The 25,997-nt window shown below is 62.7% G+C and carries 21 protein-coding genes and 1 tRNA gene; 15 read left to right on the plus strand and 7 right to left on the minus strand.

The window, feature by feature from the left end:
* Nucleotides 1-6: 6 nt before the first annotated feature.
* Nucleotides 7-411, plus strand: coding sequence for a VOC family protein (locus ACFCW2_RS06780; protein WP_379548867.1), 405 nt, complete (start codon nt 7-9; stop codon nt 409-411).
* On the opposite strand, the gene ACFCW2_RS06785 is transcribed toward ACFCW2_RS06780, so the two are convergent.
* On the minus strand, nt 356-898 hold the full coding sequence (locus ACFCW2_RS06785) for a protein tyrosine phosphatase family protein (RefSeq protein ID WP_379548868.1): 543 nt from the start codon (nt 896-898) through the stop codon (nt 356-358). The two genes, ACFCW2_RS06780 and ACFCW2_RS06785, sit on opposite strands and share 56 nt — an antisense overlap.
* Nucleotides 885-3,038, minus strand: a complete 2,154-nt coding sequence (locus tag ACFCW2_RS06790) for a PQQ-dependent dehydrogenase, methanol/ethanol family (RefSeq protein WP_379548869.1) — start codon at nt 3,036-3,038, stop codon at nt 885-887. The genes ACFCW2_RS06785 and ACFCW2_RS06790 overlap by 14 nt, the downstream gene beginning before the upstream one ends.
* 172 nt (nt 3,039-3,210) lie before the next feature.
* Here ACFCW2_RS06790 and ACFCW2_RS06795 point away from each other — a divergent pair, with 172 nt between their 5' ends.
* The 3 genes from ACFCW2_RS06795 to ACFCW2_RS06805 all read left to right on the plus strand — a co-directional run bounded on the left by ACFCW2_RS06795 (nt 3,211) and on the right by ACFCW2_RS06805 (nt 5,662).
* Nucleotides 3,211-4,107 carry a dienelactone hydrolase family protein gene (locus tag ACFCW2_RS06795; protein ID WP_379548870.1) on the plus strand — a complete coding sequence of 299 codons (897 nt, stop codon included), beginning with the start codon at nt 3,211-3,213 and terminating at the stop codon, nt 4,105-4,107.
* Between the two features lie 82 nt (nt 4,108-4,189).
* Nucleotides 4,190-5,185, plus strand: a complete 996-nt coding sequence (locus tag ACFCW2_RS06800; RefSeq protein ID WP_379548871.1) for an SPFH domain-containing protein — start codon at nt 4,190-4,192, stop codon at nt 5,183-5,185.
* A 12-nt stretch (nt 5,186-5,197) separates the two neighbouring features.
* Nucleotides 5,198-5,662, plus strand: coding sequence for an NfeD family protein (locus ACFCW2_RS06805; protein WP_379548872.1), 465 nt, complete (start codon nt 5,198-5,200; stop codon nt 5,660-5,662).
* A 12-nt stretch (nt 5,663-5,674) separates the two neighbouring features.
* Here ACFCW2_RS06805 and ACFCW2_RS06810 read toward each other — a convergent pair whose 3' ends face one another.
* Nucleotides 5,675-6,631 (minus strand): complex I NDUFA9 subunit family protein, encoded by a 957-nt coding sequence (locus ACFCW2_RS06810; protein WP_379548873.1) that lies wholly within the window; start codon nt 6,629-6,631, stop codon nt 5,675-5,677.
* 271 nt (nt 6,632-6,902) lie between these two features.
* Between ACFCW2_RS06810 and ACFCW2_RS06815 the strand changes: the two genes are divergently transcribed.
* From ACFCW2_RS06815 to ACFCW2_RS06860, 10 genes are all read left to right on the plus strand, one after another.
* Nucleotides 6,903-6,989, plus strand: a tRNA-Leu gene (locus ACFCW2_RS06815).
* Nucleotides 6,990-7,429: 440 nt separating this feature from the next.
* Nucleotides 7,430-10,486 (plus strand): TonB-dependent receptor, encoded by a 3,057-nt coding sequence (locus ACFCW2_RS06820; protein WP_379548874.1) that lies wholly within the window; start codon nt 7,430-7,432, stop codon nt 10,484-10,486.
* A 170-nt stretch (nt 10,487-10,656) separates the two neighbouring features.
* Nucleotides 10,657-11,397, plus strand: coding sequence for a FadR/GntR family transcriptional regulator (locus tag ACFCW2_RS06825; protein ID WP_379548875.1), 741 nt, complete (start codon nt 10,657-10,659; stop codon nt 11,395-11,397).
* A 103-nt stretch (nt 11,398-11,500) separates the two neighbouring features.
* On the plus strand, nt 11,501-13,768 hold the full coding sequence (locus ACFCW2_RS06830; RefSeq protein WP_379548876.1) for a polysaccharide lyase 6 family protein: 2,268 nt from the start codon (nt 11,501-11,503) through the stop codon (nt 13,766-13,768).
* A complete protein-coding gene (locus ACFCW2_RS06835; protein WP_379548877.1) occupies nt 13,765-15,987 on the plus strand; it encodes an alginate lyase family protein in 2,223 nt (740 codons plus the stop codon). The genes ACFCW2_RS06830 and ACFCW2_RS06835 overlap by 4 nt, the downstream gene beginning before the upstream one ends.
* Nucleotide 15,988: 1 nt before the next feature.
* The gene (locus ACFCW2_RS06840) at nt 15,989-16,357 is read left to right on the plus strand and encodes a cupin domain-containing protein (protein WP_379548878.1); all 369 of its coding nucleotides are present in this window, start codon (nt 15,989-15,991) and stop codon (nt 16,355-16,357) included.
* Nucleotides 16,354-17,628 carry an MFS transporter gene (locus tag ACFCW2_RS06845; protein WP_379548879.1) on the plus strand — a complete coding sequence of 425 codons (1,275 nt, stop codon included), beginning with the start codon at nt 16,354-16,356 and terminating at the stop codon, nt 17,626-17,628. The genes ACFCW2_RS06840 and ACFCW2_RS06845 overlap by 4 nt, the downstream gene beginning before the upstream one ends.
* A 31-nt stretch (nt 17,629-17,659) precedes the next feature.
* A complete protein-coding gene (locus ACFCW2_RS06850) occupies nt 17,660-18,415 on the plus strand; it encodes an SDR family NAD(P)-dependent oxidoreductase (RefSeq protein ID WP_379548880.1) in 756 nt (251 codons plus the stop codon).
* Between the two features lie 20 nt (nt 18,416-18,435).
* Entirely contained in the window at nt 18,436-19,080 is a 645-nt protein-coding gene (locus tag ACFCW2_RS06855; protein WP_379548881.1) for a bifunctional 4-hydroxy-2-oxoglutarate aldolase/2-dehydro-3-deoxy-phosphogluconate aldolase, read from the plus strand.
* A gap of 30 nt (nt 19,081-19,110) precedes the next feature.
* On the plus strand, nt 19,111-20,142 hold the full coding sequence (locus ACFCW2_RS06860; protein WP_379548882.1) for a PfkB family carbohydrate kinase: 1,032 nt from the start codon (nt 19,111-19,113) through the stop codon (nt 20,140-20,142).
* Between the two features lie 33 nt (nt 20,143-20,175).
* Here ACFCW2_RS06860 and ACFCW2_RS06865 read toward each other — a convergent pair whose 3' ends face one another.
* The 4 genes from ACFCW2_RS06865 to ACFCW2_RS06880 form a co-directional block, all read right to left on the minus strand.
* Nucleotides 20,176-20,595, minus strand: coding sequence for a DUF6691 family protein (locus ACFCW2_RS06865; RefSeq protein ID WP_379548883.1), 420 nt, complete (start codon nt 20,593-20,595; stop codon nt 20,176-20,178).
* A complete protein-coding gene (locus tag ACFCW2_RS06870) occupies nt 20,592-21,041 on the minus strand; it encodes a YeeE/YedE family protein (RefSeq protein ID WP_379548884.1) in 450 nt (149 codons plus the stop codon). The genes ACFCW2_RS06865 and ACFCW2_RS06870 overlap by 4 nt, the downstream gene beginning before the upstream one ends.
* The gene (locus tag ACFCW2_RS06875; RefSeq protein ID WP_379548885.1) at nt 21,038-21,970 is read right to left on the minus strand and encodes an MBL fold metallo-hydrolase; all 933 of its coding nucleotides are present in this window, start codon (nt 21,968-21,970) and stop codon (nt 21,038-21,040) included. The genes ACFCW2_RS06870 and ACFCW2_RS06875 overlap by 4 nt, the downstream gene beginning before the upstream one ends.
* 81 nt (nt 21,971-22,051) lie before the next feature.
* The gene (locus ACFCW2_RS06880; protein WP_379548886.1) at nt 22,052-23,758 is read right to left on the minus strand and encodes an N-acyl-D-amino-acid deacylase family protein; all 1,707 of its coding nucleotides are present in this window, start codon (nt 23,756-23,758) and stop codon (nt 22,052-22,054) included.
* Nucleotides 23,759-23,920: 162 nt separating this feature from the next.
* Here ACFCW2_RS06880 and ACFCW2_RS06885 point away from each other — a divergent pair, with 162 nt between their 5' ends.
* A complete protein-coding gene (locus tag ACFCW2_RS06885; RefSeq protein WP_379548887.1) occupies nt 23,921-25,984 on the plus strand; it encodes a prolyl oligopeptidase family serine peptidase in 2,064 nt (687 codons plus the stop codon).
* Nucleotides 25,985-25,997: the final 13 nt, after the last annotated feature.

The raw sequence follows: 25,997 nt of genomic DNA on the forward strand, positions 1-25,997 counted from the left end.
GCGGGAATGATTGTCGAGCGGCTGGACCATGTAAACATCATCACCGACCGGCTGGCCGAGACCGCGCGGTTCTATGCCGAGCTGCTCGATCTGGAAGAGCGCGACGGCCCGCCGCCGCTGAAGCCCGAACAGGTGCGCTGGATGTTCGATGCGAACGGCATCGCGGTGCTGCATCTCAATTCGGTCGACTGCCCGCGCGCCTATGACCGCGAAGTGGTGCAGGGCGGCGCCACAGGAGCGATCCACCACGTCGCCCTGCGCTGCGGCGAGTTCGACACGGTGAAGGGACGGCTGGACCAGCGCGGCGCGGACTACACCGTCAACGAAGTGCCCGCTGCGGGGCTGAAGCAGATATTTACCGCCGACCCGAACAACGTTTTGCTGGAGCTGAACTTTTTCGAGGCGGGTTAGCGCAAGCCACAATCAAATCGCCCCAAGGTTTGGCAGCGGGGTGATCAGCGCTCGCCGGGTCCCATTGCTCTGCCATCAGTGCGTGTGCAGCGGCTTCATCCATCCCTTGCTCTAGGTGCAGCAGATAGAAGAACGCCGATACGCGGTAATTCATAATGCAGTGCACGTGGACCGGACCCTCTGCCGTCTCGATTGCCTGACAGAATGCGGCATAATCGTCTGGCGACGGGGCGTCGAAGGGCACAGGGATATGCGTGTATCCAATGCCTTGCTCGGCCAGCAGCGCCGCCTCGTCCGCAAGGGCTTCCGGATGATTGTCGAGCGCGAGGTTGATGACGTTCCGCACACCGATGGCTGCAAGCCGGGCGGGGTCGCCCGCTTCCAGCTTGCCCGATGTCGTTACGTCGTCCGACAAGCGTTGCCATGCGCGGATGTCGGACGGTTCGGCGTTCCCACCGCTGGGGAGTGGGCCATCAACTCCCGTCATTCTCCATCGCCTTGTCCTCATTGGCACGCTTGATCACATATTCGCGGATCGCGTCCATTTCGTCCTTGCTGAGCGACTCCGCAAAGCTCGCCATGCCGTTGTCTTTCAGCAGGCCGTCATGGACCACGGCCATCCAGCTGGCCTTGTTGCCCAGCGTGCCGCTGCGGCGCAGGTCGGGCAGGACGGTGCTGCCCACCGCGCCCGGGGCGTGGCATACGGCGCAGTAGCGCGCGTATTTCTCTGCGCCCAGCGCGATCACTTCGGGAGTGGCCCGGCTTGGCGGCGGGTCGAGCGGGATGTCGGCGAGCGCGGGCGGCGGGGGCAGTTCGCCCTCTGCGCCCAGTTTGAACACCAGCAGGCGCGATACATTGCGCACGGGTGCCTTGTCCTTGATCAGGCTGCCATCCACGCTCAGCGCATAGGCGCCGCCCCAACCGGCCAGCACGGCGACATATTGCTCGCCATCCACGGTGTAGGTGACGGGCGGAGCGACGATGCCGGTCTGGGCGGCAAAGCTCCACAGCTCGCTGCCGTCGGCCGCGTTGAAGGCCTTGAAGTCGCTGCCGGCGGTGCCCTGGAACACGAGGCCGCCCGCGGTGGCCAGCAATCCGCCATTCCACGGGCCGGGATGCTCGACGGTCCAGCGGGGTTTCTTCGCCACCGGATCCCATGCGACCAGCATGCCGCGCAGCGTGCCTGCCACTTCCTTGCGGAAGCCCAGATCGGGCGGCAGATCGCCCGCGCCGAGATTGAAGCCTACATTGAAACCGCGCGCCCGGTCGGGCTTCCAGTCGGCTTCGGGCGCATAGACCATGCCTGCCTCGAAAGCCGGGATGTAGACGAGGTTTTCGCCCGGGTGATAGGCCATCGGGTGCCAGTTGTGCCCGCCCAGCGCGCCCGGCGTGACCATGGCGGGCTGGCCGGTCTTGTCGATGCGGGTTTCGGGGTTCTCGATCGGGCGGCCGTTTTCATCGATACCGGTCGCCCAATTGACGGTGACATAGGGATTGCCGCTGATGAATTCTCCAGTCGCGCGGTCGATCACGTAGAAGAAGCCGTTCTTGGGTGCCTGCATCAGCACCTGACGTTCGCGCCCGTCGATTTCCATGTCCGCCAGCATGATGTGCTGCGTGGCGGTGAAGTCCCATGTCTCGCCCGGCGTGGTCTGGTAATGCCAGACATATTCGCCGGTGGAGGGCCGGATGGCGACGATGCTGGAGAGATACAGATTGTCGCCTTCGCCGGTGCCGTCTTCGCCGGGGCTGCGATAGGCGCGGTTCCATGGGCTACCATTGCCGACGCCGATATACATCATGTCGAGCTCTGCGTCGTAGGCCATCGCGTCCCACACGGTGCCGCCGCCGCCAATGCCGTCCTCGCCGGTCAACGTATCGCCGCTCCACGTCTTGGCCGCGTCTTGCAAGTAAGCGTCGGAGTTTTCGTCCTCCGTGCCATCGGGCACGGTGTAGAAGCGCCAGACTTCCTCGCCATTCGCCGCGTCATAGGCCGCGACGTAGCCGCGCACGCCGAACTCCGCGCCGCCATTGCCGATGATGACCTTGCCGTCGATCACGCGGGGCGCACCCGTGACGGTGTAGCTCTTGGACTGGTCGACTGTGACCGTTTCCCATTCCACCTCGCCCGTATCGCGGTCCAGTGCGATCAGGCGGCCATCAAGCGTGCCAAGGAACAGCCGGTCGCCCCATGCGGCGAGGCCCCGGTTCACCACATCGCAGCAGGCTTTGACGGCGGTTTCGCCGGGCACTTCGGGGTCGTAGCTCCACAGCGGTTCGCCGGTGGCGGCGTCATAGGCCTTCACCTTGCTCCACGCGGTGGTGATGTACATTTTGCCGTCCATCACCAGCGGCGTGGTTTCCTGACCGCGCGCGGTGTCCATGTCGGCGGACCATTCCAGACCCAGTTCGCCGACATTTTCGGTGCTGATCTGGGCCAGCGGGCTGAAGCGCTGCTCCTCGTAATTGCGGCCGTAGCTGATCCAGTTCGCGCCATCGGCCTGCGCATTCAGCAGGCGCGCGCCGTCGATCCCGCCATTGGCCGCCGGGTCGAAGGCTTCCTCGCACGATCCCAGAGCCAGCGGCAGCAGACACGCGGCAAGCGCAGCGGTGGCAAATTTCTTCATGTGTTTTCCCTCTCCCCGCTCCACTTAAAGTAGAGCTAGCGCCTTGTTAGGTCGCCATATGCAACCCTTCCTGCCGCGAACCGGCGCGCATGTCCATCACGGGATTTGATCGGCCTTGTGCAAGGACGGGGAGGGACTAGGCTGCGCCGCAAATGAAAAGGACCAAGCGACCATGTGCGATGAAACCACTCTGCCCGAAGACGGCAACACCGGTTGGCAACTGACACGGCGGCAGTTTGGCGCGGGGCTGGGGGCGGGCACCGGCGCGCTGGCGCTGGCTGGCTGCACCGGCATGGTCAGCGAGGGTGAGGATGCACCCACCGCCAGCGGCCTCGTTGAAAACACCGTGGTGATCGATACGCCCGATGGCGATGCGGACGCATTCTTCGTCCACCCTGCCAGCGGCAAACACCCGGCGGTGATCCTGTGGCCCGACATTGCCGGCCTGCGCGAGGCCAAGCGGATGATGGCCCGGCGGCTGGCGGGCGAGGGCTATGCCGTGCTGGTGGTGAACCCCTATTACCGCGACGTGACGGGCGAGCAGTTCGAGGATTTCCCCGCCTTCCGCGCTGCGGGCGGTTTCCAGAAAGTCGGCCCGTGGCGCGACAATCTCTCCAGCTATGCGGTGATGCGCGATGCCACTGCATTGGTCGGCTGGCTCGACGGGCAGGAGGCGGTCGATACGGCGCGCGGGATCGGCAATCAGGGCTATTGCATGGGCGGGCCGTTCACCGTCTACAGCGCCCACGCCGTGCCTGCGCGGATCAAGGCTGCGGCCAGCTTCCACGGCGGGGGGCTGGTGCGCGAGGACGACCAGAGCCCGCACCGCCTGCTCGCCGATACGCCGGATACAGGATACCTCTTCGCCATCGCAAAAAACGATGACGAGAAGGCGCCGGGCGACAAGGGCGCTCTGCGCGAAGCCGCCGATGCAGCGGGCGTGGCCGCCGAAGTGGAAGTCTATGCCGGCGATCACGGCTGGTGCGTGCTCGACAGCCCGGCCTACGACAGGGACGCGGCAGAGCGCGCATGGGGCCGGTTGCTCGCGCTGTATTCTGCCAATCTGTAATCACACCGCGCGGACCAAGAAGCGTCAAAGCCTTGGCGCGTCGGACCTGTTGGGCTAGCTTGCGCGCAAGGAGATAAACGCAATGGAATTTCTGCTCGGCCTCGTCATTTTCGTCCTGATCGTGTTCATCCTGCTGGGTGTGCGGGTCGTGCGGCAGGGCTTCGTCTATACGATCGAGCGCTTGGGGAAATTCACCCTCGCTGCCGAGCCGGGGCTGCATCTCATCATCCCGTTCATCGACCGCGTCGGGCACAAGATCAACATGATGGAGCAGGTGCTCGATATACCCGGGCAGGAAATCATCACCGCCGATAACGCCATGGTCGGCGTGGATGCTGTGGTGTTCTTTCAGGTGCTGGATGCGGCCAAGGCGGCCTATGAAGTCAGCGGACTGCAAAATGCGATCATGGCGCTCACCACCACCAATCTGCGCACCGTCATGGGCAGCATGGATCTGGATGAAACGCTGTCCAAGCGCGACGAGATCAATGCCCGGCTGCTGAGCGTGGTCGACCATGCGACCTCGCCCTGGGGGATCAAGATCACCCGCGTGGAGATCAAGGACATCCGCCCGCCGCTCGACATCAGCGAGGCCATGGCGCGCCAGATGAAGGCCGAGCGCCTGAAGCGTGCCGAAATCCTCGAGGCCGAGGGCGACCGCGCTTCCAACATCCTGCGCGCAGAGGGCGACAAGCAGTCCGCCATTCTGACAGCAGAGGGCAAGCGCGAAGCCGCCTTCCGTGACGCTGAAGCGCGCGAACGGGAAGCCGAAGCCGAAGCGAAAGCGACGCAGTTGGTGTCCGACGCCATCGCCAGTTCCGGCAGTCAGGCGATCAATTACTTCATCGCGCAGGAATATACGAAGGCCGTGGGCAAGTTTGCCGACAGCCCGAATGCCAAGACCATCCTGTTCCCGGTCGAGGCGACCCAGCTGATCGGATCGCTCGGCGGGATCGGCGAATTGGTAAAAGACGCTGTGGGCGAAGGGCTGGTCAACACCACGCTCGACACCAATGGCACGCCGCTGCCCAAGGGGCGCGCCCGGGCCAGCGTTCCGCGCGCCGGCGACAAGAGCTAGGGCGCGCTGGCGATGCTCGACGGTATCGAACCGCACTGGATCTGGGTTGCGCTGGGGCTGATTCTGGCGGCGGCGGAAATGCTGGTGCCCGGCGTGTTCCTGATCTGGCTGGCCATGGCCGCGCTGGCCACAGGCCTCCTGACCTTCATGTTCGATCTCGGCCCGGTGATGCAGGTCGTCCAGTTCGTGACGGTGGCGCTGATCACCGTGTTCAGCGCCAAACGCATCCTGCGCGACCGGCCCATTGTCAGCTCCGATCCGCTGCTGAACAACCGGATGGGGCGGCTGGTGGGCGAAACCGCCACCGTGACCGTCGCGATCAGCCACGGGTCAGGCCGCATCCATGTCGGTGATAGCGACTGGAGCGCGCGCGGGCCGGACCTCTCGGTGGGCGAGCGGGTGCGGATTACCGGCAATGACGGCTCTGTCCTGCTGGTAGAGCCGCTGCAGGCCGCTCAGCAGGTTATCGAAGGGTAGCCAGCCGCTTCCTTACATCTTCCCCGCATTCGCCAGCTTGTCGGAAAACCGGCCATGCTTGCGGTAATGGGTCATCCAGCGATCGAGAAACAGGTCGAGCGGCGCAGGCTCGATCCCGAACTCCTTGAACCCCGGCAAATCGCCCGAGACAGTGCTGCCTTGCTTCAGCAGGGCCCACTGGTCGGTCCCCATTGGCGTGCCGGGCAGCGCGGCAAACACGCCTGAAATGGCATCGGGCATGGGGATGAAAGCGCGGCTGCGGCGCTGGCCATCGGCGATCCGTTGGTTGATCTCCATCATGGTCAGCACTTCCGGCCCGCCCAGTTCGTAGGTCTTGCCGCCATGCTTGCCCGGGTTCTCCGCCGCCAGCGCAACCGCCTCGGCGCAGTCATCGACATGGACCAGTTGCAGCTTCGCATCCGGCCCGAACACCGGCAGCACGGGCATCATCTGGATCAGCCCGGCGAACATATTCAGGAAATTGTCGTCCTGCCCGAAGATGATCGACGGGCGCAGCACGGTCGCCTTGGGGAAGGCTTCCAGCACCAGCCGTTCACCGCGCGCCTTGCCTTGCGCATAGCCGGTCGGGCTGTCTTCATCCGCCCCGATCGCGCTCACCTGCACCATGGCAGAGCAACCCTCGGAAGCCGCCGCCTCGGCAATCGTGCCCGCCGCATCGCCCATCAGCTTCAGTAGATTGCCTTCGAAGGATCCGACCAGATTGATCACCACGTCGGACCCCTGCACGCAGGCCTGCACGCTGGCCTCGTTCAGGATATCGCAGCGGGCAAATTGCAGCTGCCCCAGATTGGCGAGCGGCTTCAGCGTGAAGGCGGTTTCCGGATTGCGGCTGGCAATCCGCAGCCGCGCGCCGCGCTCCAGCAAGGCCTGCGCGACATGCGTCCCGAAGAAACCGCTGCCACCGAAAACGGTGACAAGCTTGCCGTGAAGAGAGGAGCGAGCGGGCATGGGTAGGGTCCTTGAAAAGGGGTCTGTGTGCTGTGGGGCGCTTTGCCCGAACCGGCGCGCGCGGGCAACCGTTCCCAAAGGCGGGCGTTTCGGGCGGCGTGAGATGGGTAGGCCGGGGGCGGAGCGCGAGGCGGGCGGCAGCCATTTGCATGGGACCGCTGGCAAATCGCCTTCGATGCAAGAAGTGTTGTTGACATCCCGCCAGCCCGTTGGCTAGTGGCCCCCACTTACCGGCGACCGGATGCGCAAGAGCACCCGCCCTCGCCCGTATGCCCAGATGGCGGAATTGGTAGACGCGCATGCTTCAGGTGCATGTATTCGCAAGGATGTGGAGGTTCGAGTCCTCTTCTGGGCACCACTCTTACACTCCATAGCATCTCGAAAATCACTCGTGACGGCGGCAGCGCATTGTCATTGGTGATGCTGTTCCGATTGTCCTGACGCAATGCGTTGGTTGGCGTCCGGTTGGCCATCAATTCATGGCTACGAAGCCACCCTATTCGGGAATCGGATGCGACTCGCTGCGCCGCGCAGTGCCGAAAGTCACAAGCGCTATCAGTTCATAAACACCGGACCCGCATCTGGCGCGCCCGTGCGCTGGACTGAACGGCTTTGCGCCCCAACGCTTCAGCGGGGTCACGCATTCCAATCCTCGCCCACGCCGCCCGGCACCTTGGCAAAGCCCTAGCCCAAATTGGTATGACAGAAATTTAGCAACAGGTATCAACAACCGGTTGACAAGCGTGGTCTAGACAGTATCCCACCTTCCACAGATAAAAGTCTGGGAGGGAAATTCAGATGTCGAAGACCGCTTTTGGCGGCCGTGGGGCCGCGTTCAATTCTCGTTTTGTTGCAAAGATTCTCACCGGCACGGCCCTGACCGCGCTGGCGCTGCCGGGCGTTGCGCATGCTCAGGAGGCCGATGAAGGCGTGGCCACCGATAATGGCGATGTCATCGTTGTTACCGGCATTCGCAGCTCGCTGCAGAGCGCTCTCTCTGAAAAGCGCAATGCAGACAGCCTGGTCGAAGTCATCCAGGCTGAAGATATCGGCAAACTGCCTGACCAGAACCTCGCAGAAGTTCTCGAAAACGTCACCGGCATCCAGATCACCCGTACAGCCGGCGTGGGCACCGGGGTCCAGATTCGCGGTACCAATGACAACCGCACGGAAATCAACGGCGTGTCGACGGTCGGTTCGGGCACGGGCCGCGGCGGCATCAATTTCGAAGACGTGAACGCCGCGATCATTTCTTCGGTCGAGGTCATCAAGGCTCCCGAAGCGAAAACGATCGAAGGCTCTGTCGGTGGTACGATCAATCTGCGGACGATTCGCCCGCTCGACCTGACCGAGACGCTTCTCGTTCTGCGTGCGCAGGGGGAATACAGCGAGCTCTCGGAAAGCGTGACCCCGCGTATTGCAGGCAGCTTCGGCAAGGCCTGGGATACCGAGATGGGCGAGATCGGCATTGTTCTCGCCGGCAGCTATTCGGAGCAGGAAGCGACATCGTTCCGTCCGCGTGTCGACCGCGACAACCGCGTTCTGGCGAACACGGCTCGCACATCGGCCGGTGCTCCGGGGCCGGACTTCCCGTATCTCGGCATTCAGTTCCTCAATCAGGAGCTGGAGAATTTCGAATACGAGACGATCAACTTTGCCGGGACCCTGGAGTGGGCGCCCAGCAACAATGTGAAGATCTTCTTCGATACGATCATCAACGATCAGGAGCGCCGTCAGGACAGCTCGCGCGTTCAGGGTTCGGGCGTGAGCGCCGTTATCCTGACCAACGTCCCGACCGCTTTCGAAACGATCAATTTCGGTTCGCTCGGCGGGACCGAGCTGGGCAGCATCGAAGCGGCGCTGGCCGGCACGATCGAGCCCAATCTCAACTTCGATCCTGCCGATCCGGAGTATGACAGCAACGATCCCAACCTGCGCTTCTCCAGCGATACGGGTGCGCGTCTGACCGACAGCAAGATCTTCCGTCTGGGCGCGGATTTCGAGCGCGGACGGTTCTCCGGCCGGGTGGAGGCGTCGACTTCGCGTTCCGATACGACCAATCCGAACCTCAGCACCACGCTGAACTTCATCAACCCGAACGCGCTCTATGATCTGTCGAGCAACGACAACCCGGTGCCGTTCATCTACGATCTGTCGGGGAATTCGCTGACATTCGGGGTGAATTTCGACTCCCCGTTTGCTCCCACGGTTGCCGACTTGCTGAACCCGAACAACACGGTTCTGGATGCGGTTTCGGCTGGCAACAACCGGACCGAGAACAAGGAAGATGCCTTCCGTCTGGACGGATCGCTTGATCTGGAAGACCTGACGGGCTTCTTCACCTCGTTCGATGCAGGCTATCGTTACAGCAAGAAATCGACCGATTTCGATCTCGTCCGTTCGACCTTCGGCACCGGTGATCCGCGTCGTTCGGTTCTGGGCTCTGCCATTGCCGATCTGATCGTGCCGGGGCCGGACAATTTCGGTGATTTCGACGGGCGGGAACTGGCGTTCCGCAACTTCGTGCTGATCGATCCCAATCGCGCATTCTCGGACCGTGAAGCGGTCTTCGCCACTCTGCAGGCTGCCCTTGCGGCGACTCCTGTCGGCATAGAGCGCGCGGCCAATGGCGATTCTCCGCTGCTGGCCGATCTCGATCCCACTTCGCTGGGCAATCTGGAGGGTTCGTTCGACATCTCCGAGACGACACACACCGTTTACGGTCAGGCCAATTTCGAATTCGGCGTCGTGCGCGGCAATGCGGGTCTGCGCTGGGTGAGCACCGACATCTCGTCGCGCGGTAACTCGATCCTGAACGGCGTAGCCGTGCCGGTGAGTTCGGGTGGCAGCTATGTCGAATTGCTGCCTCGTATCAACCTGGTCGCAGACGTGACGCCCGACATCGTGATCCGGGCCAGCTACACCGAGGACATCAACCGTCCCGATTTCGACCGCCTGTCGCTTTCGACCGAATTCCCGACCGGCCCCAACAACACGGTTGTGCAGGGCAATCCTGGCCTCGCTCCGGAAACGGTTCAGTCGTTCGACGCGTCGGTTTCGTGGTACTTTGCGCCGGCATCGGTGCTGAGCGTGGGCGTATTCCACAAGGAACGCACCAACCTGTTCGTTACGCAGGTGGAAGACGTCGCGCTGGATGCAAACGGCTTCCGCGACATCACCGCGCCCTGTGAAGGCGGCGGCGTGTTCAACCCGCTGCCCGACCGCAACGTGCTGTCCAACGTGCCCGGCAACGGCCTTTGTGTCCCGCTTGAAACAACCATCAACGATCCCGGCACGACGACCCAGACCGGTATCGAAGTGGCTTTCCAGTACGATCTGTCGCAGTTCGAAGATACGCTGGGCTTCGCATCGGGCTTCGGTATCATCGCCAACTACACCTATCAGGACTTTGGCGGCGGCGAAGCAACCAACGCGAACTCGTCGCGCGGCGGCCAGATTTTCCAGGCGATCAATCCGAACCTGACCTTGCCGGTCGAGGCGGTGCAAGGTCTGCTGGACTTCTCGCCCCACGCCTACAACGTCACGTTGTATTACGAGAAGTACGGCCTCTCGGCCCGCGCCCGTTATACATGGCGCGACGAGTTCCGGACTCTGGATACAGCTGGCGGCGCAAGCCTCAACTCGACGCTGGGCTATCCGGTTGTCACCGATGCCCGTGGTCAGCTGAACGCCAGCATCAACTATGACATCAGCGACAATCTGAGTGTCGGGGTCGAGGGCGTCAATCTGACCAAGTCGAAGATCAACCAGTATTGCGTCAACAACGGTGCATTGCTGTGCTTCCAGGGTCTGCCTGATCGCCGGATCACCTTCGGAGCGACGCTGAAACTGTAAGCGACAGGAAGGCGCCGGATACCGGGTCGCAGCCTTCCTCTCCCAAGGCGTCCCGCCGTCTCTCACCCTCTCTAGGAGAAGACGGCGGGACTGCCGAATTGGTTTTTCCCGAAAACGTGTCTAGGAAAATTGGTATACACACACGCAATTGATCCGGAGCTTGAGAATTCATGGCCGCGAAGCGACTTTTCCAATCCGTAGCCGAGCAGATCGCAGCGCTGATCGATAGCGGTGCCTATCCTGCCGGAACCCGTCTGCCGGGCGAGCGCGAGCTGGCCGAAAAGCTGGGGGTCAGCCGGGTGACGATACGCGAAGCGGAAATTGCCTTGCAGGCGGTCGGCCGCTTGGAAATCAAAACCGGTTCGGGCGTGTATGTGAGCGAAAGCGCTCCGATGCGTGACGAGCGGCTTCCCGCCGCAAGCGCTTTCGAAGTGACCGAGGCGCGCCTGCTGGTCGAGGCTGAAGCGGCGGCATTGGCCGCGCGCAACATCACCGACGAGGATATTGAAAAGCTGGGCGCTCTGATCGACCAGATGGCATCGGGCGGGGAAGATGCCGCCAACGAAGCCGATGAGAAATTCCACCTGACCATTGCCGAAGCTTCCAACAATGCGGCGATGGTCCATACGATCAAATCGCTGTGGCGGATGCGGGAAGAAATTCCCGAAGTGAAGGCAACCTATGAAGCGGTCTGCGTGCACGATGCGGAAACCCGGACCGACGAGCATCGCGCGGTGTACGAGGCGCTGAAGAACAGGGCTCCGATTGATGCGCGCAATGCCATGCGCGAGCACTTCCACCGTCTGCTGGAGACGATGCTCGAAGCGACCGAACGCCTGGCCCTGGCCGAGGTTCAGCAGCAAGCCAGCGAGAGCCGCGAGCGCTTCCTCGCAGGCGCCAAGATTGGCTAGGCCAATTGGCCAGACAAAAATAGATTTATATCAGTCCAGATTGATTGACACACCGCCTTTTCCGGTTATGGTCACGCCATAACAAGAAGGAAGGGATGGGGAGATGGCAACAAGGCTTGGCCTTGTGTGTGTAGCTGCGAGCCTGATCGGTTCGCCGGCTCTTGCGGAGGACCTGCTGGTCCGGACGCAGGCCGCTTACTCTGCCGCTCTTGAACAGGCCGAGCCCGGCGATACGATCATCCTCGCAAATGGCGAATGGCGCGATTTCGATATGGTCGTGCTGGGCAATGGCCGCGCCGATGCCCCGCTCACAGTCACCGCCCAGCAGGCCGGTAAGGTGTTCCTGACCGGCCAGTCCAGCCTGCGCATGGGTGGTGAGCACCTCGTGGTGTCGAACCTTGTTTTCAAAGATGGCTACAGCCCGCGCGGTGAAACGGTTTCCTACCGGGTCAGCGACGCAGTGCTCGCCAGCAACAGCCGGGTTACCGGCGTGGTCATTGACGGCTTCAGCAAGCCTGACCGGTACGAATCCGATTATTGGGTCGGCATTTATGGCCGGAACAACCGGTTCGATCACAACCATCTCTCCGGCAAGAGCAATAAGGGTGTGACACTGGCTGTCCGCCTCAACAGCGAGGAAAGCCGCGAGAACAACCACCGGATCGATCACAATTATTTCGGCCCGCGCGCAACGCTGGGCTCCAATGGCGGCGAGACCTTACGGATCGGCACCAGCGTCTATTCGATGTTCAACTCCAATACGGTCGTAGAGCGCAATGTGTTCGACCGGACCAGCGGAGAGGTGGAGATCATCTCGTCCAAATCGGGCGGCAATGTCTTCCGCGAAAACGTGTTCCTGCGCGCCAAAGGCAATCTGACCCTGCGGCACGGCGACAACAATGTGGTCGAGCGCAATGTGTTTCTGGGCGACGGGCAGGATTACACCGGCGGAATCCGGGTGATCAATCGCGGCCAGACGGTGCGCCAGAACTATATGGAGGGCCTGCGCGGCGCAGCATTCTCCAGCGCGCTGGCGGTGATGAACGGCGTCCCCAATTCGCCAGTCAACCGCTATGTGGAAGTTGAGGGCGCGCGCATTTCGAACAACACGATTGTCGATAGCGCGGCCATCGGTTTCGGCATTGGCGCCGACGAGGAACGCTCGGCCCGCCCAAGCAACTCGACTTTCACGGCCAACCTGCTGGGCGGCGCGGATGCGGGGCCGTTTGTCGAGGCGTTCGACGATATGTCGGGCATCGCGTTTGCGAATAATCGCGTCATTCAGGGCCAGGTGGATGCAGCGCTGCCCGGCCTGCCGGTTGCTCCGGCACAATTGCAAAGGGCAGGCAATGGCTTGCTCTATCCGGTTGCTGCGGAGCTGGCCTCGATCGGTGCGCCGTCGGACCTCGCCCCGGTGGCGCTGGCCGAAGTGGGCGCGCCCTATTATCCCAAGGCGGAAGAGCGCGAACCGTTCGGCTTCGCTGGCAAGACCACACGCGTCTATCCCGGCGGCACGTCACTGTTCGACGCCATCGCGCAGGCCTGCGCCGGTGAGGTCCTGCTGCTGACGCCGGGCGATTATGTGCTTGATCGAACCATTGCGCTGGACAAGCCACTGACGCTGCGCGGCGACGCGGCGGATACTGCGGACAGGCCCGTAATCCGCTTCTCGCGCCCCTCACTGATCGAGCTGCGCGAAGGCGGCGATTTGCAGCTGCAGAACCTCGTTATCGACGGTGAGCTCGCGCCGGATTCGGTCGGCAATGCGGTCATCCGCACATCGACCTTCCCGATCCAGTCGAATATCGACATCGAGCTGAATGGCGTCGAAGTCCGCGGATTGAACGTCAACAAGTCGTTCCATGTGTTGGCACTGGGCAAAAGCTCGCTCGCGGACCGGGTAAAGATCACCGGCAGCAGCTTCACCGATATTTCCGGCGCGGTCGTCCTCGCCGCTGCCGAGACCGAGGATTACGGCCAGTACAATGTCGACTATCTCGACATTACCGGCAGCAGCTTCACCGATATCGGCGGTCCGATTGCCAATATCTATCGCGGCGGACGCGACGAAAGCACCTTCGGGCCCAATGTCACAATCACCGGCAATACCCTGACGAATGTCGGCAGCGCGGCGACCAACGGGCCGGGCGCTTCGATCAATCTGCACGGTGTCCAGATCGCCGATGTTTCGGGCAATGCGGTCAGGGACTCCGCGCCTTTGCGGGTCGTCCATACGGTCGGCACACCGAAAACTTCGATCCGGGGCAATGTCTTTACGGGCACGCCCGAGTCGGTGCTTGAAGAGCTCAATTTTGGCGGCGCATTCCGCGCCGAAATGTCCGGCAATGTGGCCGGTGGAGGCGTACAATGATCGCCCGGCCTTCGGCCCGCCTGACGCTCGCAGCCCTGCTGCTGCCTGCGACGAGCGCCTGTGCCACCAGCGGAGATGTGGCCGCGGCAAATGTGCCGGCAGCGGCGTCGGCGCAATCCGTGGCGGAGGCTGCTCAGGCAGAGACGCTGCCGCCGCTCTTCGCCCTTGAAATGCAGCGGGGCGAGGAATTCCTCGCGGGCATGATGGAGCAAGGCGTTGTGGTCCCGCTGCCCAAGGACCCCGGCGGCGGATACACGCACGAGCAGCACAAGCGGAACTTCCGCGCCATCTACCAGGGCGGCCAACTGTACCGCATCACCGGTGACGAGAAATACCGCGCCTATGTGCGCGATATGCTGCTGGCCTATGCCGATATGTATCCCGCGCTGGGCGATCATCCCGCAAAGGCAAACCAGAATGTCGGGCGCCTGTTCTGGCAGGTCCTGAATGATGCGATGTGGCTGGTCCACAGCGTGCAGGGCTATGCCGATATTCGCGGAACGCTGACACCGGCAGAGCGCCAGCGGATCGACGACAATGTCTTCCGCCCGGCGGCGCGCTTCCTCTCCGTGGATTCGCAGCGCACATTCGATCGCATCCACAACCATGCGACCTGGGCCACAGCGGGCGTCGGCATGACCGGCTATCTGCTCGGCGATGACGATATGGTCCAGCGGGCCCTGCTCGGTTCCGACAAAAGCGGCGAGGCCGGATTTCTGCGCCAGACCGAACTGCTGTTCTCGCCCGACGGATATTATACCGAAGGGCCGTATTACCAGCGCTTCGCATTGCTGCCGTTCATGGTGTTCGCCGATGCCATCGCCAAGAACGAACCCGAGCGAGACATCTTTGCATATCGCGACGGCATTCTGGTCAAGGCGCTGCGGACCACGATCCAGCTGACCTATGGCGGCTATTTCTTCCCCTTCAACGATGCGATCCGCGACAAGAGCCTGAACACCGCAGAGCTCTATGAAGGCGTGGCCATCGGCTATGCCAACACCAAGAATCCCGATCTTCTGTCCATCGCCGAATTTCAGGGTCGCACGGTCCTCAGCGCAAACGGGCTCACGCTGTCGCGCGATCTCGCCTCTGGCCGGGCCGAACCTTTTCCCTTCCGGTCCCTTCTTCTCTCCGACGGGCCGGAAGGGAAGCAGGGCGCCGTTGCCGTGTTGCGCGATGGCGAGGGACCAGACCATATGGCGCTGGTCGCCAAGAACAGCTCGCAGGGCATGGGGCATGGCCATTTCGACAAGCTCAGCTGGCAGCTTTACGACAATGGCAACGAAATCGTGCGCGATTACGGCGCGGCCCGGTTCCTGAATATCGAGGCGAAGGAAGGCGGCCGCTACCTTCCCGAGAACGAAAGCTGGGCCAAGCAGACCGTCGCGCACAACGCGCTGGTGGTTGACCAGACCACGCATTTCGATGGCGATGCAAAAGTCGCGGATAGCTTCGCGCCGGAGCAGCTCTATTTCTCCGACAGCGACGCATTGCAGATCACCACGGCGCGGATCGACACGGCCTACCCGCAAAGCCCTGTTGCCATGCTGCGCTCGCTTGCTCTTCTGGAAGTCGATGGACTGGCCGAGCCGGTCATCATCGATGTCCTGCGCGCCTCGGGGGATGGCGCGCGAACTTTCGACCTGCCGCTGCATTATTCCGGCCACATCATGGAAACCGGCTTCGACGTGACGCGCAATGTCGCGGGCCGCCCGGTGCTGGGCGACAGCGACGGGTACCAGCATATCTGGGTGGATGGCACTGCCGTGCCGCAGGCCGGCAAGAGCCACATGACATGGCTGCTGGACGGGCGCTTCTACAGCTACCGCTTCGTGCCGCGCGCCGGGCTGCAGGTGATCCTCGCCGAGAGCGGGGCGAACGATCCGAACTTCAACCTGCGCCGCGAGCCGATTGCGATCCAGCGGGTGAGCGGCGTCGATGCGGTGACCTTTGTCAGCATGATCGAGCCGCATGGTCTTTATGACGGCGCAACCGAGCAAACCATCGACAGCCGCAGCCTCGTCGCGTCGCTGGAGCACATCAAGCAGGGCAATAACGACATTGTGATTGTGAAGACGAAGGGCGGCGCAAAGACCGCTCTGGCGATCTCTTACGACACCGATCCCGCGCGCCGGCACAGCGCGACCATCGACGGAGCTCCCGTCAGCTGGACGGGCTTCGCTGCAAGGATCGAACTTCCCGGGGAGGGGAACTGACATGGCCACCAGAATGCGCGAGCAAAGCGCCGCTTTCGTCAAGGCGGACACGATACCGAAAGAAGATCTCGGCGGCGGCATATCGCGCCAGATCCTCGGCTACGGGCCTGATCTGATGGTGGTGCGCGTCTGGTTCGACGAAGGCGCCGTGGGCGAAGTCCATGCGCATCCGCACAGCCAGTCGACGCTGGTGGAAAGCGGCAAGTTCGAGGTGTTCGTCGACGGCCACAAGCAGGTGCTGGGCGCTGGCGATGCCTTCTATATCGCGCCGCATCTTGATCACGGGGCGGTCTGTCTGGAAGCCGGGGTGCTGATCGACACGTTCAGTCCTGCACGCGAAGACTTTCTGGAAGCGGGAGACCCGGCATGATGAAGGGCAAACTTCGTTATTGGATCGTCATGCTTGTCGCTCTGGCGACGATCATCAACTACATTGATCGCGGTGCGCTGGGCTTCCTGTGGCCGGAGATCTCCGAAGATCTCGGCATGACGAAGGAAGAATATGCGATCATCCTCAATGTCTTCACCTTCGCCTATGCGTTCGGTCAGACACTGTTCGGCAAGATATTCGACTGGATCGGCGTGCGGCTTGGCTTCGTGCTCTCCATCGTCGTCTGGTCCGCCGCGACGATCCTGCACGCTTTTGCACAAGGTCTGCTGAGCTTCGCGGCCTTCCGCGCCATTCTGGGTGTATCCGAAGCGGGCAACTGGCCCGGCGCGACCAAGGCCAATGCCGAGTGGTTTCCGATCAACGAGCGTGCATTGGCGCAGGGCATCTTCAATTCCGGTGCCGCAATCGGCGGCATCGTTTCGGCCCCCATCATCGGTCTGCTGTTCGTGTTTCTCGGCAGCTGGCAGGCAACCTTTGTGGCCATCGGTGCGCTGGGCTTCCTCTGGCTAATCCCTTGGTTGATCGTTTACAAATCCGGCCCCGAAGCACACCCGTGGATCAGCGCTGAAGAGCGGGAGTTCATCCTCACCGGACAGCGCAACACGGAGACCAACGAAACTGCCGAATACGCTCCTGGATCGGGCGAGATACTATCGCGCAAGGAAAGCTGGGGCGTCATCATGGCGTCGTTCTTCCTCGATCCGATCTGGTGGTTGTTCGTCGGCTGGTTGCCGCTTTACCTCAACGAAACATACGGCTTTGGGGTAGAGGAAATCGCCCTATATGGCTGGATCCCCTATGTCGGGGCGATGTTCGGCGCGTGGTTCGGTGGCCTGCTTGCCCAGAACCGCCTGAAGGCCGGCTGGACCGTCAACAAGGCGCGCAAGAGCGTTATCACACTAGGCGGGCTCATCATGCTGGTGTCCCTGCTGGCCACCACGCAGGCATCGACACCGCTGTTCGCCGTGTTGCTGATGGCGGCGATCCTGTTCGGCTTCCAGACGGCAGTCGGCAACATCCAGACGCTGCCGAGCGACTTCTACAGCGGCAAATCGGTCGGCACTCTGGCGGGTTACGCCGGTACCGCGGCCAAGCTTGCGGTGGTCGCTCTCAACTTCCTGATCCCGGTGATTACCGTGAACAGCTACGCTCCGGCCTTCGTTGTCGGCGCGGCGCTGGCCATCCTGACCGTCCTTTCGGTCTGGGTGCTGTGTCCGGATATCAAGCCGCTCAAATCCAAAACAATCTGATCATTATTTCCAACCGACGGGGCAAACCATAATGAAATTCCAAGGCAAGACAGCGATCGTAACCGGCGGAAGCCGCGATATCGGCCGCGCCATTTGCGTGAAGCTGGCTGGCGAAGGCGCAAACGTCGTCGTCAATTACAACAGCAATGAAGGCGACGCAGATGCAACGCTGGCGGCCATCGAAGCGGCTGGCGGCGGGAAAGGCATCAAGGTGAAGGCCGATGTGACGAAAGCAGGCGATGTCGCTGCGCTGGTCAAGGCTGCACAGGATGCCTTCGGTGAGGAAATCCATGTTCTGGTGAACAATGCCGGGGGTCTGGTTGCCCGCAAGACACTGGATGAAATGGACGAGGAGTTCTTCAACTTCGTCATGCAGCTCAACGTCACCTCAGCATTTCTCGCAACCAAAGCGGCGGCTCCGCATATGAAAGAAGGCGCAGCCATCGTGAACCTTGCCTCGCTGGCAGGCCGTGATGGCGGCGGCGGCGGCGCGATTGCCTACGCCACGTCGAAGGGCGCCTTGATGACCATGACCCGCGGTCTGGCCAAGGAGCTGGGGCCCAAGGGGATCCGCGTGAATGCGCTGTGCCCGGGCATGATTGCCACGGCTTTCCACGACAAGTTCACGCCGGATGCCGCGCGCGAGAATGTCGCCAATTCCACGCCGTTGAAGCGTCAGGGTCGCCCGGAAGAAACCGCCGACGCCGTCGCCTATCTGGCATCGGACGAAGCCTCGTTCATCCATGGCGCGAATGTCGACATCAATGGCGGTCTCGCTTTCTCCTGACCGCTTGAGAGAACACCGTCATGGATGTGCAATCCGAAATCGACCGCAGGTTGTCTGCCGCTCCTGTCGTCCCGCTGGTCTCGGCGGACGATCCGCAGGTTGCGGTTGAAACGGCCAAGGCTCTTCAGGATGGCGGGCTCAGCGTAATCGAGGTCGTCCTGCGCAGCGATGCCGCGCAGGCCTGCATGGAAGCGATCATCGACCAGACCGAGGGCCTGATCGTCGGGGCTGGTACGGTGTTGACCTTGCAGCAGGCGCAATCGGTCGTGGCATCGGGCGCGCAATTTGTGGTGTGCCCCGGCCTGGTGGACGAGGTGGTGGAATACTGCCTCGATCAGGGCGTGCCGGTCTATCCGGGCACCATGACGGCGGGCGAAGTCCAGCGCGCCTATGCGCTCGGCCTGCGAGCGGTGAAGTTCTTCCCCGCGACGCTGGCGGGCGGGGTGCCGATGCTCAAGGCGTTCGGCTCGGTCTTTCGCGAAATGCGCTTCATGCCGACCGGCGGCGTATCGGCCGGCAATCTCGCCGAGTTTCTGGCGCTGCCCAGCGTGCTCGCCTGCGGTGGCAGCTGGCTGACACCCGCCGATGCAATTGCCGCTGGCGACTATTCCAAAATCACCGATCTTGCCCGCGAAGCCGTCGCCATCGCTGCGGACGCGCGCTGATCTAACCCCCAAGACAAGAGAGTCCTCCCCATGGCTGAATTCCTATCCTTCGGTGAAATCATGCTGCGGCTGAAAACGCCCGGCCACGAACGTTTCTTCCAGTCGCCATCGTTCGAAGCGACTTTCGGCGGAGGCGAGGCCAATGTCGCTGTCGCGCTGAGCAATTACGGACTGGATGCCGGTTTCGTGACAGCATTGCCGGACAACGATATCGGCGAAAACGCGATTATGGAGCTGCGCAAGTTTGGCGTCGATACCGCGCATGTCAGCCGTTCGGGCGACCGGGTCGGGATCTATTTTCTAGAGACAGGTTCGAACCAGCGCCCCTCCAAGGTGGTGTATGACCGCGCCAATTCCTCGATCTGCAATGCCGGCATGGACGAGTTTGACTGGCCGACCATCTTCAAAGGCGTGAAGTGGCTGCACATCACCGGCATCACGCCCGCGCTCAGCCTGTCGGCGGCGGAGCTTTCCATGGCCTGCGTCAAGGCGGCGAAGGAAGCGGGCGTCACCGTATCCTGCGATTTCAACTTCCGGGGCAAGCTGTGGAAATACGGCAAGACCGCGCCCGAAGTGATGCGCGAGCTGGTGAAATATGTCGATGTCGGCATCGCCAATGAAGAAGACTGCCAAAAGTCGCTCGACATCACAGTGGATGTGGACGTGGAATCGGGCGAGCTGGATACGGCGAAATACGAAGCGCTGGGCCAGAAGGTGCTGGATATCTATCCGGAGATGCACACCATCGCGATCACTCTGCGCGAAAGCCTGAGTGCGGACCGCAACAATTGGTCGGCCTGCCTGCGGACGCGGGATGGCGGCTTCAAGCTGTCGAAGAAATACGAGCTGACCGATATTGTCGACCGTGTCGGCGGCGGGGACAGCTTTGCTTCTGCGCTGATTTACGGCCTCAACGCCTATGAAGACCGGCAGCAGAGCCTTGAATTTGCCGTCGCGGCGAGCGCGCTGAAACATACGGTCATGGGCGATTTCAACCGCGTGACGGTGCCCGAAGTCGAAAAGCTGATGAGCGGGGACGGATCGGGCCGCGTCCAGCGGTAAGGCGTCGCTCCGCCTCCGGGCGGCTGGCTGATCTCAGCCCGCGCGTTCGAACAGGCGGACGAGGGCCATCCCTGCGAGCATCGCTGCGACGAATATCGCCGCCGAGACCGGTTCGATTACCAGCGCGGCGATCCCCGGGCCCGGACACAGGCCGGCAATACCCCATCCGATCCCGAACAGCGCCGATCCGCCGATCAGGCGCGGGGTCAGATCGCTGGTGCCGGGCAAGGCGAAACCGTCTGCGAACAGGGGCCGGGCCAGTCGTGGCTGGATGCGCCATGCGGCAACCATCACCAGCACTGCTCCGCCCATCACGAAGGCCAGCGTCGGGTCCCAATCGCCAAACAGGTCGAGAAAGCCGCGCACGCGTGCCGGGTCGGTCATGCCGCCCAGCGCCAGACCGGCGCCAAAGATCGTGCCCGACAGGGCCGGAACCAGAATACGCCCGCTCATGGCAGCACCACCAGACCCAGCGCGTTCATCACCGCGACGGTGGCAAAGCCGGTGACCATGAAGGTCAGCGTGGCGACGATAGAGCGTTGTGAAAACCGGCTCATCCCGCACACGCCGTGCCCGCTGGTGCAGCCGCTGCCGAGCCGCGTTCCGATGCCGACGACCAGTCCGGCCAGCGCCAGAATCCATGGCGAGGCAAAATTGGCCGGCAGGCCGCCTTGGGCGAGCATCACAAGCAGTGCGCCCGCAGGCAACCCGATCACGAACGCCCAAGCCGAGCTGCGCGGCAGGCTGCCATCGGAGAGACCGGTGGCGCAGGCGGCTATACCCGAAATCCCCGCAATGCGACCCATGCCCAGCAGCATCAGCGCAGCTGCGAGCCCGATCAGAACACCGCCGGCAAGGCCAGCAAGCGGGGCGGCGTCCGGAAAGCCGGGCAGCATCATACCGCGTTCACCGGTATCTTGATGTAGCTCACACCGTTATCCTCCGGTTCGGGCAGGCGGCCGCCACGGATATTCACCTGCACCGATGGCAGGATAAGGCCCGGCATGGAAAGCGTCGCATCGCGCGAGGTGCGCAGGGCGACAAATTCTTCCTCGGTGACACCGTCGCGCACATGCACATTGCTGGCCCGTTGCTGCTCCACGGTGGTCTCCCACGCATAGTCATCGCGCCCCGGTGCCTTGTAATCGTGGCACAGGAACAGCCGCGTCCCGCCCGGCAGCGCAAGAAGGCGGCGGATCGAGCGGAACAATTGCCGCGCGTCCCCGCCCGGAAAATCTGCCCGCGCCGTCCCGAAATCGGGCATGAACATCGTGTCGCCCACAAAGGCCGCATCGCCGATGATGAAAGCCATGTCGGCTGGTGTATGCCCGGGCACATGCAGCGCGATGCCCGCAATCGAGCCCAGGCTGAACGTCTCGCCATCCACGAACAGATGGTCGAATTGCGACCCGTCCCGCTCGAAATCGGTGCCCGCATTGAACAGCTTGCCGAAGACATCCTGCACCCGGATGATGTCCTTCCCGATGGCGAGTTTCCCGCCGAGCTTTTCCTGCAGATAGGGCGCAGCCGAGATGTGATCGGCATGGGCATGGGTCTCGATCAGCCAGACCACGCTCAGATCATGCGCAGTCACATATTCGATGACCCGCTCGGCCGAGACATAGGATGTCCGCCCCGACGCCGCTTCGTAATCGAGCACCGAGTCGATGATCGCCGCTTCCCGTGTGGCGGGATCGTGCACCACATAGCTGACGGTGTTGGTCGCCTCGTCGAAAAAGCCTGCAATCGAGGGGCGACGCTCAGGTTCCTGCTGGGCCTCAGCGATTTGGCTCGTGGCGGCGTTTAACGCTGCGTCGTTCGGTTTCATGGCGCTCCCCATCGGCACGGCATCGATCAGAGCAACACTTTACAGTTTTTCTGCGTCTTTCGCCACGCTGCGCCCGGTAGATTATGCTGCCCTGACCAGCTTGCCCGGACGCGCGCCGGTTGACTGGTCGAACCGCCGGATGATCTCGCCCGATACGATCGTCGCGTCATACCCCGTCGCCCGCTGGTGAAGACGCCTGCCCCCGGCGGGCAGATCGCGGACGATTTCGGGCAGGTGGAGCCTGAGATTGTCCAGATCGATCACATTGATATCCGCCTTGCCGCCGACTTTCAGCAGGCCGCGATCCGGCAGGCCGACCGCGCGCGCCGCCTTGTTGCCCAGCATATGCACCGCCTCTGCCAGCCCGAACCGCAGTGGGCCGTCGCCCTTCACGAACTGGGTCAGCAGATAGGTGGAATAGCTCGCATCGCAAATCGCGCCGTAATGCGCGCCGCCATCGCCGAGGCCGGGGATGCAATGCTGGTGGCTGAGCATCTCGTGCGCGCTGTCCAGCGTGGCGTTTTCGTAATTGCCGAGCGCGGCCAGAAACAGCCCCTTGCCATCCGTTTCGAGGATCCGGTCATAGGCGATTTCCTGCGGAGTGCAGCCCCTGGCCGCCGCTTGCCCCGCCATGCTCATCTCTGCGGGAGGTGCGTAATCCGGCGGATCGTCCAGCGGGAACAGCCAGCGCCAGTCGCGGGCCAGTTCGTTGAACGGATGGCCTTCCTCGAACTCCTCCGTGATCAGGGCGGCGCGCAAAGCGGGATCGCGCATCGCCGCGACTTGCTCCGGGATGGAGAGGTCGGCAATTTTCGCCCAGCTGGGGCACAACACGAAGGGGTGCACAGTCAACTCCAGCCCCGCGATCAGCCCGATTGGGCGGGGCATGATCTGGGCCGTTGCCTGCCCGCCTCTGGCGTTGGTTTCCTCCAGCATGCCCAGCACTTTGCGCCAGCGCGGCGGGGCGTCATTGCCTGAGGCAAGCGTGAAGGTTGCAGGCCGCCCGGTGGCCGATACCACGCGCTCGATGACCTGATATTCGCGGTCCCACCCTTGAAACGCATCGAGCACGATCTGGAAGGTACCGCTGCCTGCATCAGCCATCCCGCTGCAGATCGCCTCCAGCTCGGCCACATCCGCCTCGAATGTGGGGATGGAGTCGCCGTCGGCGGTTTTGTGGATGGAGAGGCGTGAGGAGGCGAAGCCCAGCGCGCCCGCCTTGATCGCTTCGCTGGTCAGTTGCCGCATCAGCGCCAGATCGTCGGCATTGGCAGGCTCGCGCCCCGCGCCCCGCTCCCCCATTGCGTAGACCCTGAGCGGGGAATGCGGGAGATAGGCGGCGACATCGATATCGCGTTTGCCGCGCTCGACCGTGTCGAGATATTCGGGGAATGTCTCCCAGTTCCACGGCAGGCCATCGGCCATCACCACGCCGGGAATGTCCTCCACTCCCTCCATGACATTGATCAGCATGTCGTGATCGGGCGCGCGGCACGGGGCAAAGCCGACGCCGCAATTGCCCATGATCGCCATGGTCACGCCGTGCGAGGAGGAGGGGCTCAGCTCCTCTGCCCAGATGCACTGGCCGTCATAATGGGTGTGCACATCGATAAAGCCAGGCGTGACGATGCGGCCCTTGGCGTCGATTTCCTCGGCGCCTGTGCCCGCGACAGTGCCGATTGCGGAAATGACGCCGCCCGTGACAGCAATATCACCGTTGAGCAGATCGCCGCCCGTGCCATCGGCAATGGTCCCGCCGCGGATAACCAGATCGTGTTCGTTGCTCATAGCGCAGGCCTTTCGGCGCAAGGATTTCGCATCGGGCCGGGGCAGCGGCAACTCGCACAAATGCTACGCGGTGCCATGCTCCCGGCGCGATTATGCGGTTGCTATGCCGGGGGGCATTGCGCAAGCTGTCTGCCAGCGTTCGATTGCCGGGGGAGCTTTTGCATGAAACGACTACTGTGTTCGGCGGCTCTTGCGGCCACTCTCGCCACGTCCGCTGCCGCCGAGGACGGCCCCCGCCTGTTCACTGCAGAGGACGTTTTCGATCTGGAATGGGCGGACTCGCCGGAAATCTCGCCCGACGGGACGCAGGCGATCTATGTCCGCCGGTCCAACGATATCATGACCGACCGCACGGTTTCGCAGGTGTGGATTGTCGATCTGGATGGCTCCTCGCATCAGCCGCTGCTGGCCGACGGGGGCTCCTACCGCTCGCCCGTCTGGTCGCCCGACGGCACGCGCATCGCCTATATGAAGCGCGCATCAGGGCGCACCGGGCTGTATGTGCATTATCTGGAGAGCGGCCGCGACGCGCTGCTCGGCACATTCGGCGAAGGGCCCGGCGATCTGACATGGTCACCCGATGGCACCATGCTGGCCTTCACCATGGCGGTGAAGGGGAAGGCCGAGAAACTGGTCAGCGCCCCCAAGAAACCCGAAGGGGCCGAGTGGGCCGAAGCACCCAGGCTGATCGACCGCGCACGCTATCGCTCCAATGGAGCAGGCTTTCTCGAGCTGGCTTACGACCATGTGTTCGTGATCCCTGCCGACGGAGGCACCGCGCGCCAGCTGACTAAGGGCGATTTCAATCACGGGGGCAGCCTGTCCTTCAGTCCGGATGGGCAGGAAATCCTTTTCTCGGCCAACCGGAACGCGGAATGGGAACTGCAATCGCGCGAAGCCGATCTGTTCTCGGTCAGTGTGGCATCGGGCGCGCTCACCCGGCTCACGCAGACCCCCGGTGTGGAGACCAGTCCGCAGGTCTCTCCCGATGGGCGCTCGGTTGCTTTTCTGGGATACAGCAATGCGCGCGAACCCTTTGTGCCGACCGATGTGTTCCTGATGGACCGGGCAGGCGGGAACGTCCGCAATCTGACCGCAGGGCTCGACCGCCGGGCGGGCAATCTCCAATGGTTGGGCCGGAGCGAGCTTGCTTTCACCTACCAGAATCGCGGCGTGAACAATATCGGCGTGGTCACCACCAGCGGCCAGCGCCGCCTTGCGGTCGAGGGCATCGGCGGGACGACCATTGGCAGGCCCTATGTCAGCGGCACCTATGATGCAGGGCCCGGCGGAGCGCTGGTCTATACCAAGGGCAGCGCGCAGCGTCCGGCGGACCTTTATTCCACGCGCCGGGGCCAGACGCGTCAACTGACCCGGCTGAACGAAGACCTGCTCGCCCACCGCGATCTGGGCGAGGTGCGCGCCTTCACCTATGCTTCTTCGCTCGACGGATTGGCCATCGACGGCTGGATGATTACGCCTCCGGGCTATCAGGCGGGCAAGACCTATCCGCTCATCATCGAAATCCATGGCGGGCCGCATCTCGCCTACGGACCGCATTTCTCCGCCGAGCTGCAACGCATGGCCGCCGCAGGATATGTCGTGATCTACGACAATCATCGCGGCTCGATCGGCTATGGCAGTGAATTCGCCAATCTGCTGAAATACAAATATTCCAGCCCGGATGATTTTGCCGATCATATGTCGGCGGTCGATTGGGCGATCGACAATGGTTTTGCGGACAAGGACAATCTGTTCATTGCAGGCGGATCGGCGGGCGGCATCGCTGCGGCCTACGCCATCGGTCTGACGAACCGATTCAACGCGGCCGTGGCGGCCAAACCCGTGATCAACTGGGTTTCCAAAGTGCTGACGGCGGACAGCTATATCGGCCAGATCGCCAACCAGTTTCCCGGCCCGCCCTGGGAGCATCTGGAGCATTACTGGGAGCGGTCACCTCTCTCTCTGGTCGGCAATGTCGAAACGCCAACCATGCTGATTACCGGCGAGGAAGATTACCGCACGCCAATCTCGGAGACCGAGCAATTCTATCAGGCGCTGCAATTGCGCGAGATACCGAGCGTTATGGTGCGCATCCCCGATACCAATCACGGCATTGCCGGGCGGCCATCGCTGCTCAATGCGAAGACCGATTACACGCTGGCGTGGTTTGCAAAATACCGTGTGGATGCAGCGAAGGCGGAACCGGCAGCGACGGGCGATTGAGATTCGCCGCGCT

It is taken from the genome of Qipengyuania algicola (genome assembly GCF_042492175.1).
GTDB lineage: Bacteria > Pseudomonadota > Alphaproteobacteria > Sphingomonadales > Sphingomonadaceae > CAJXSN01.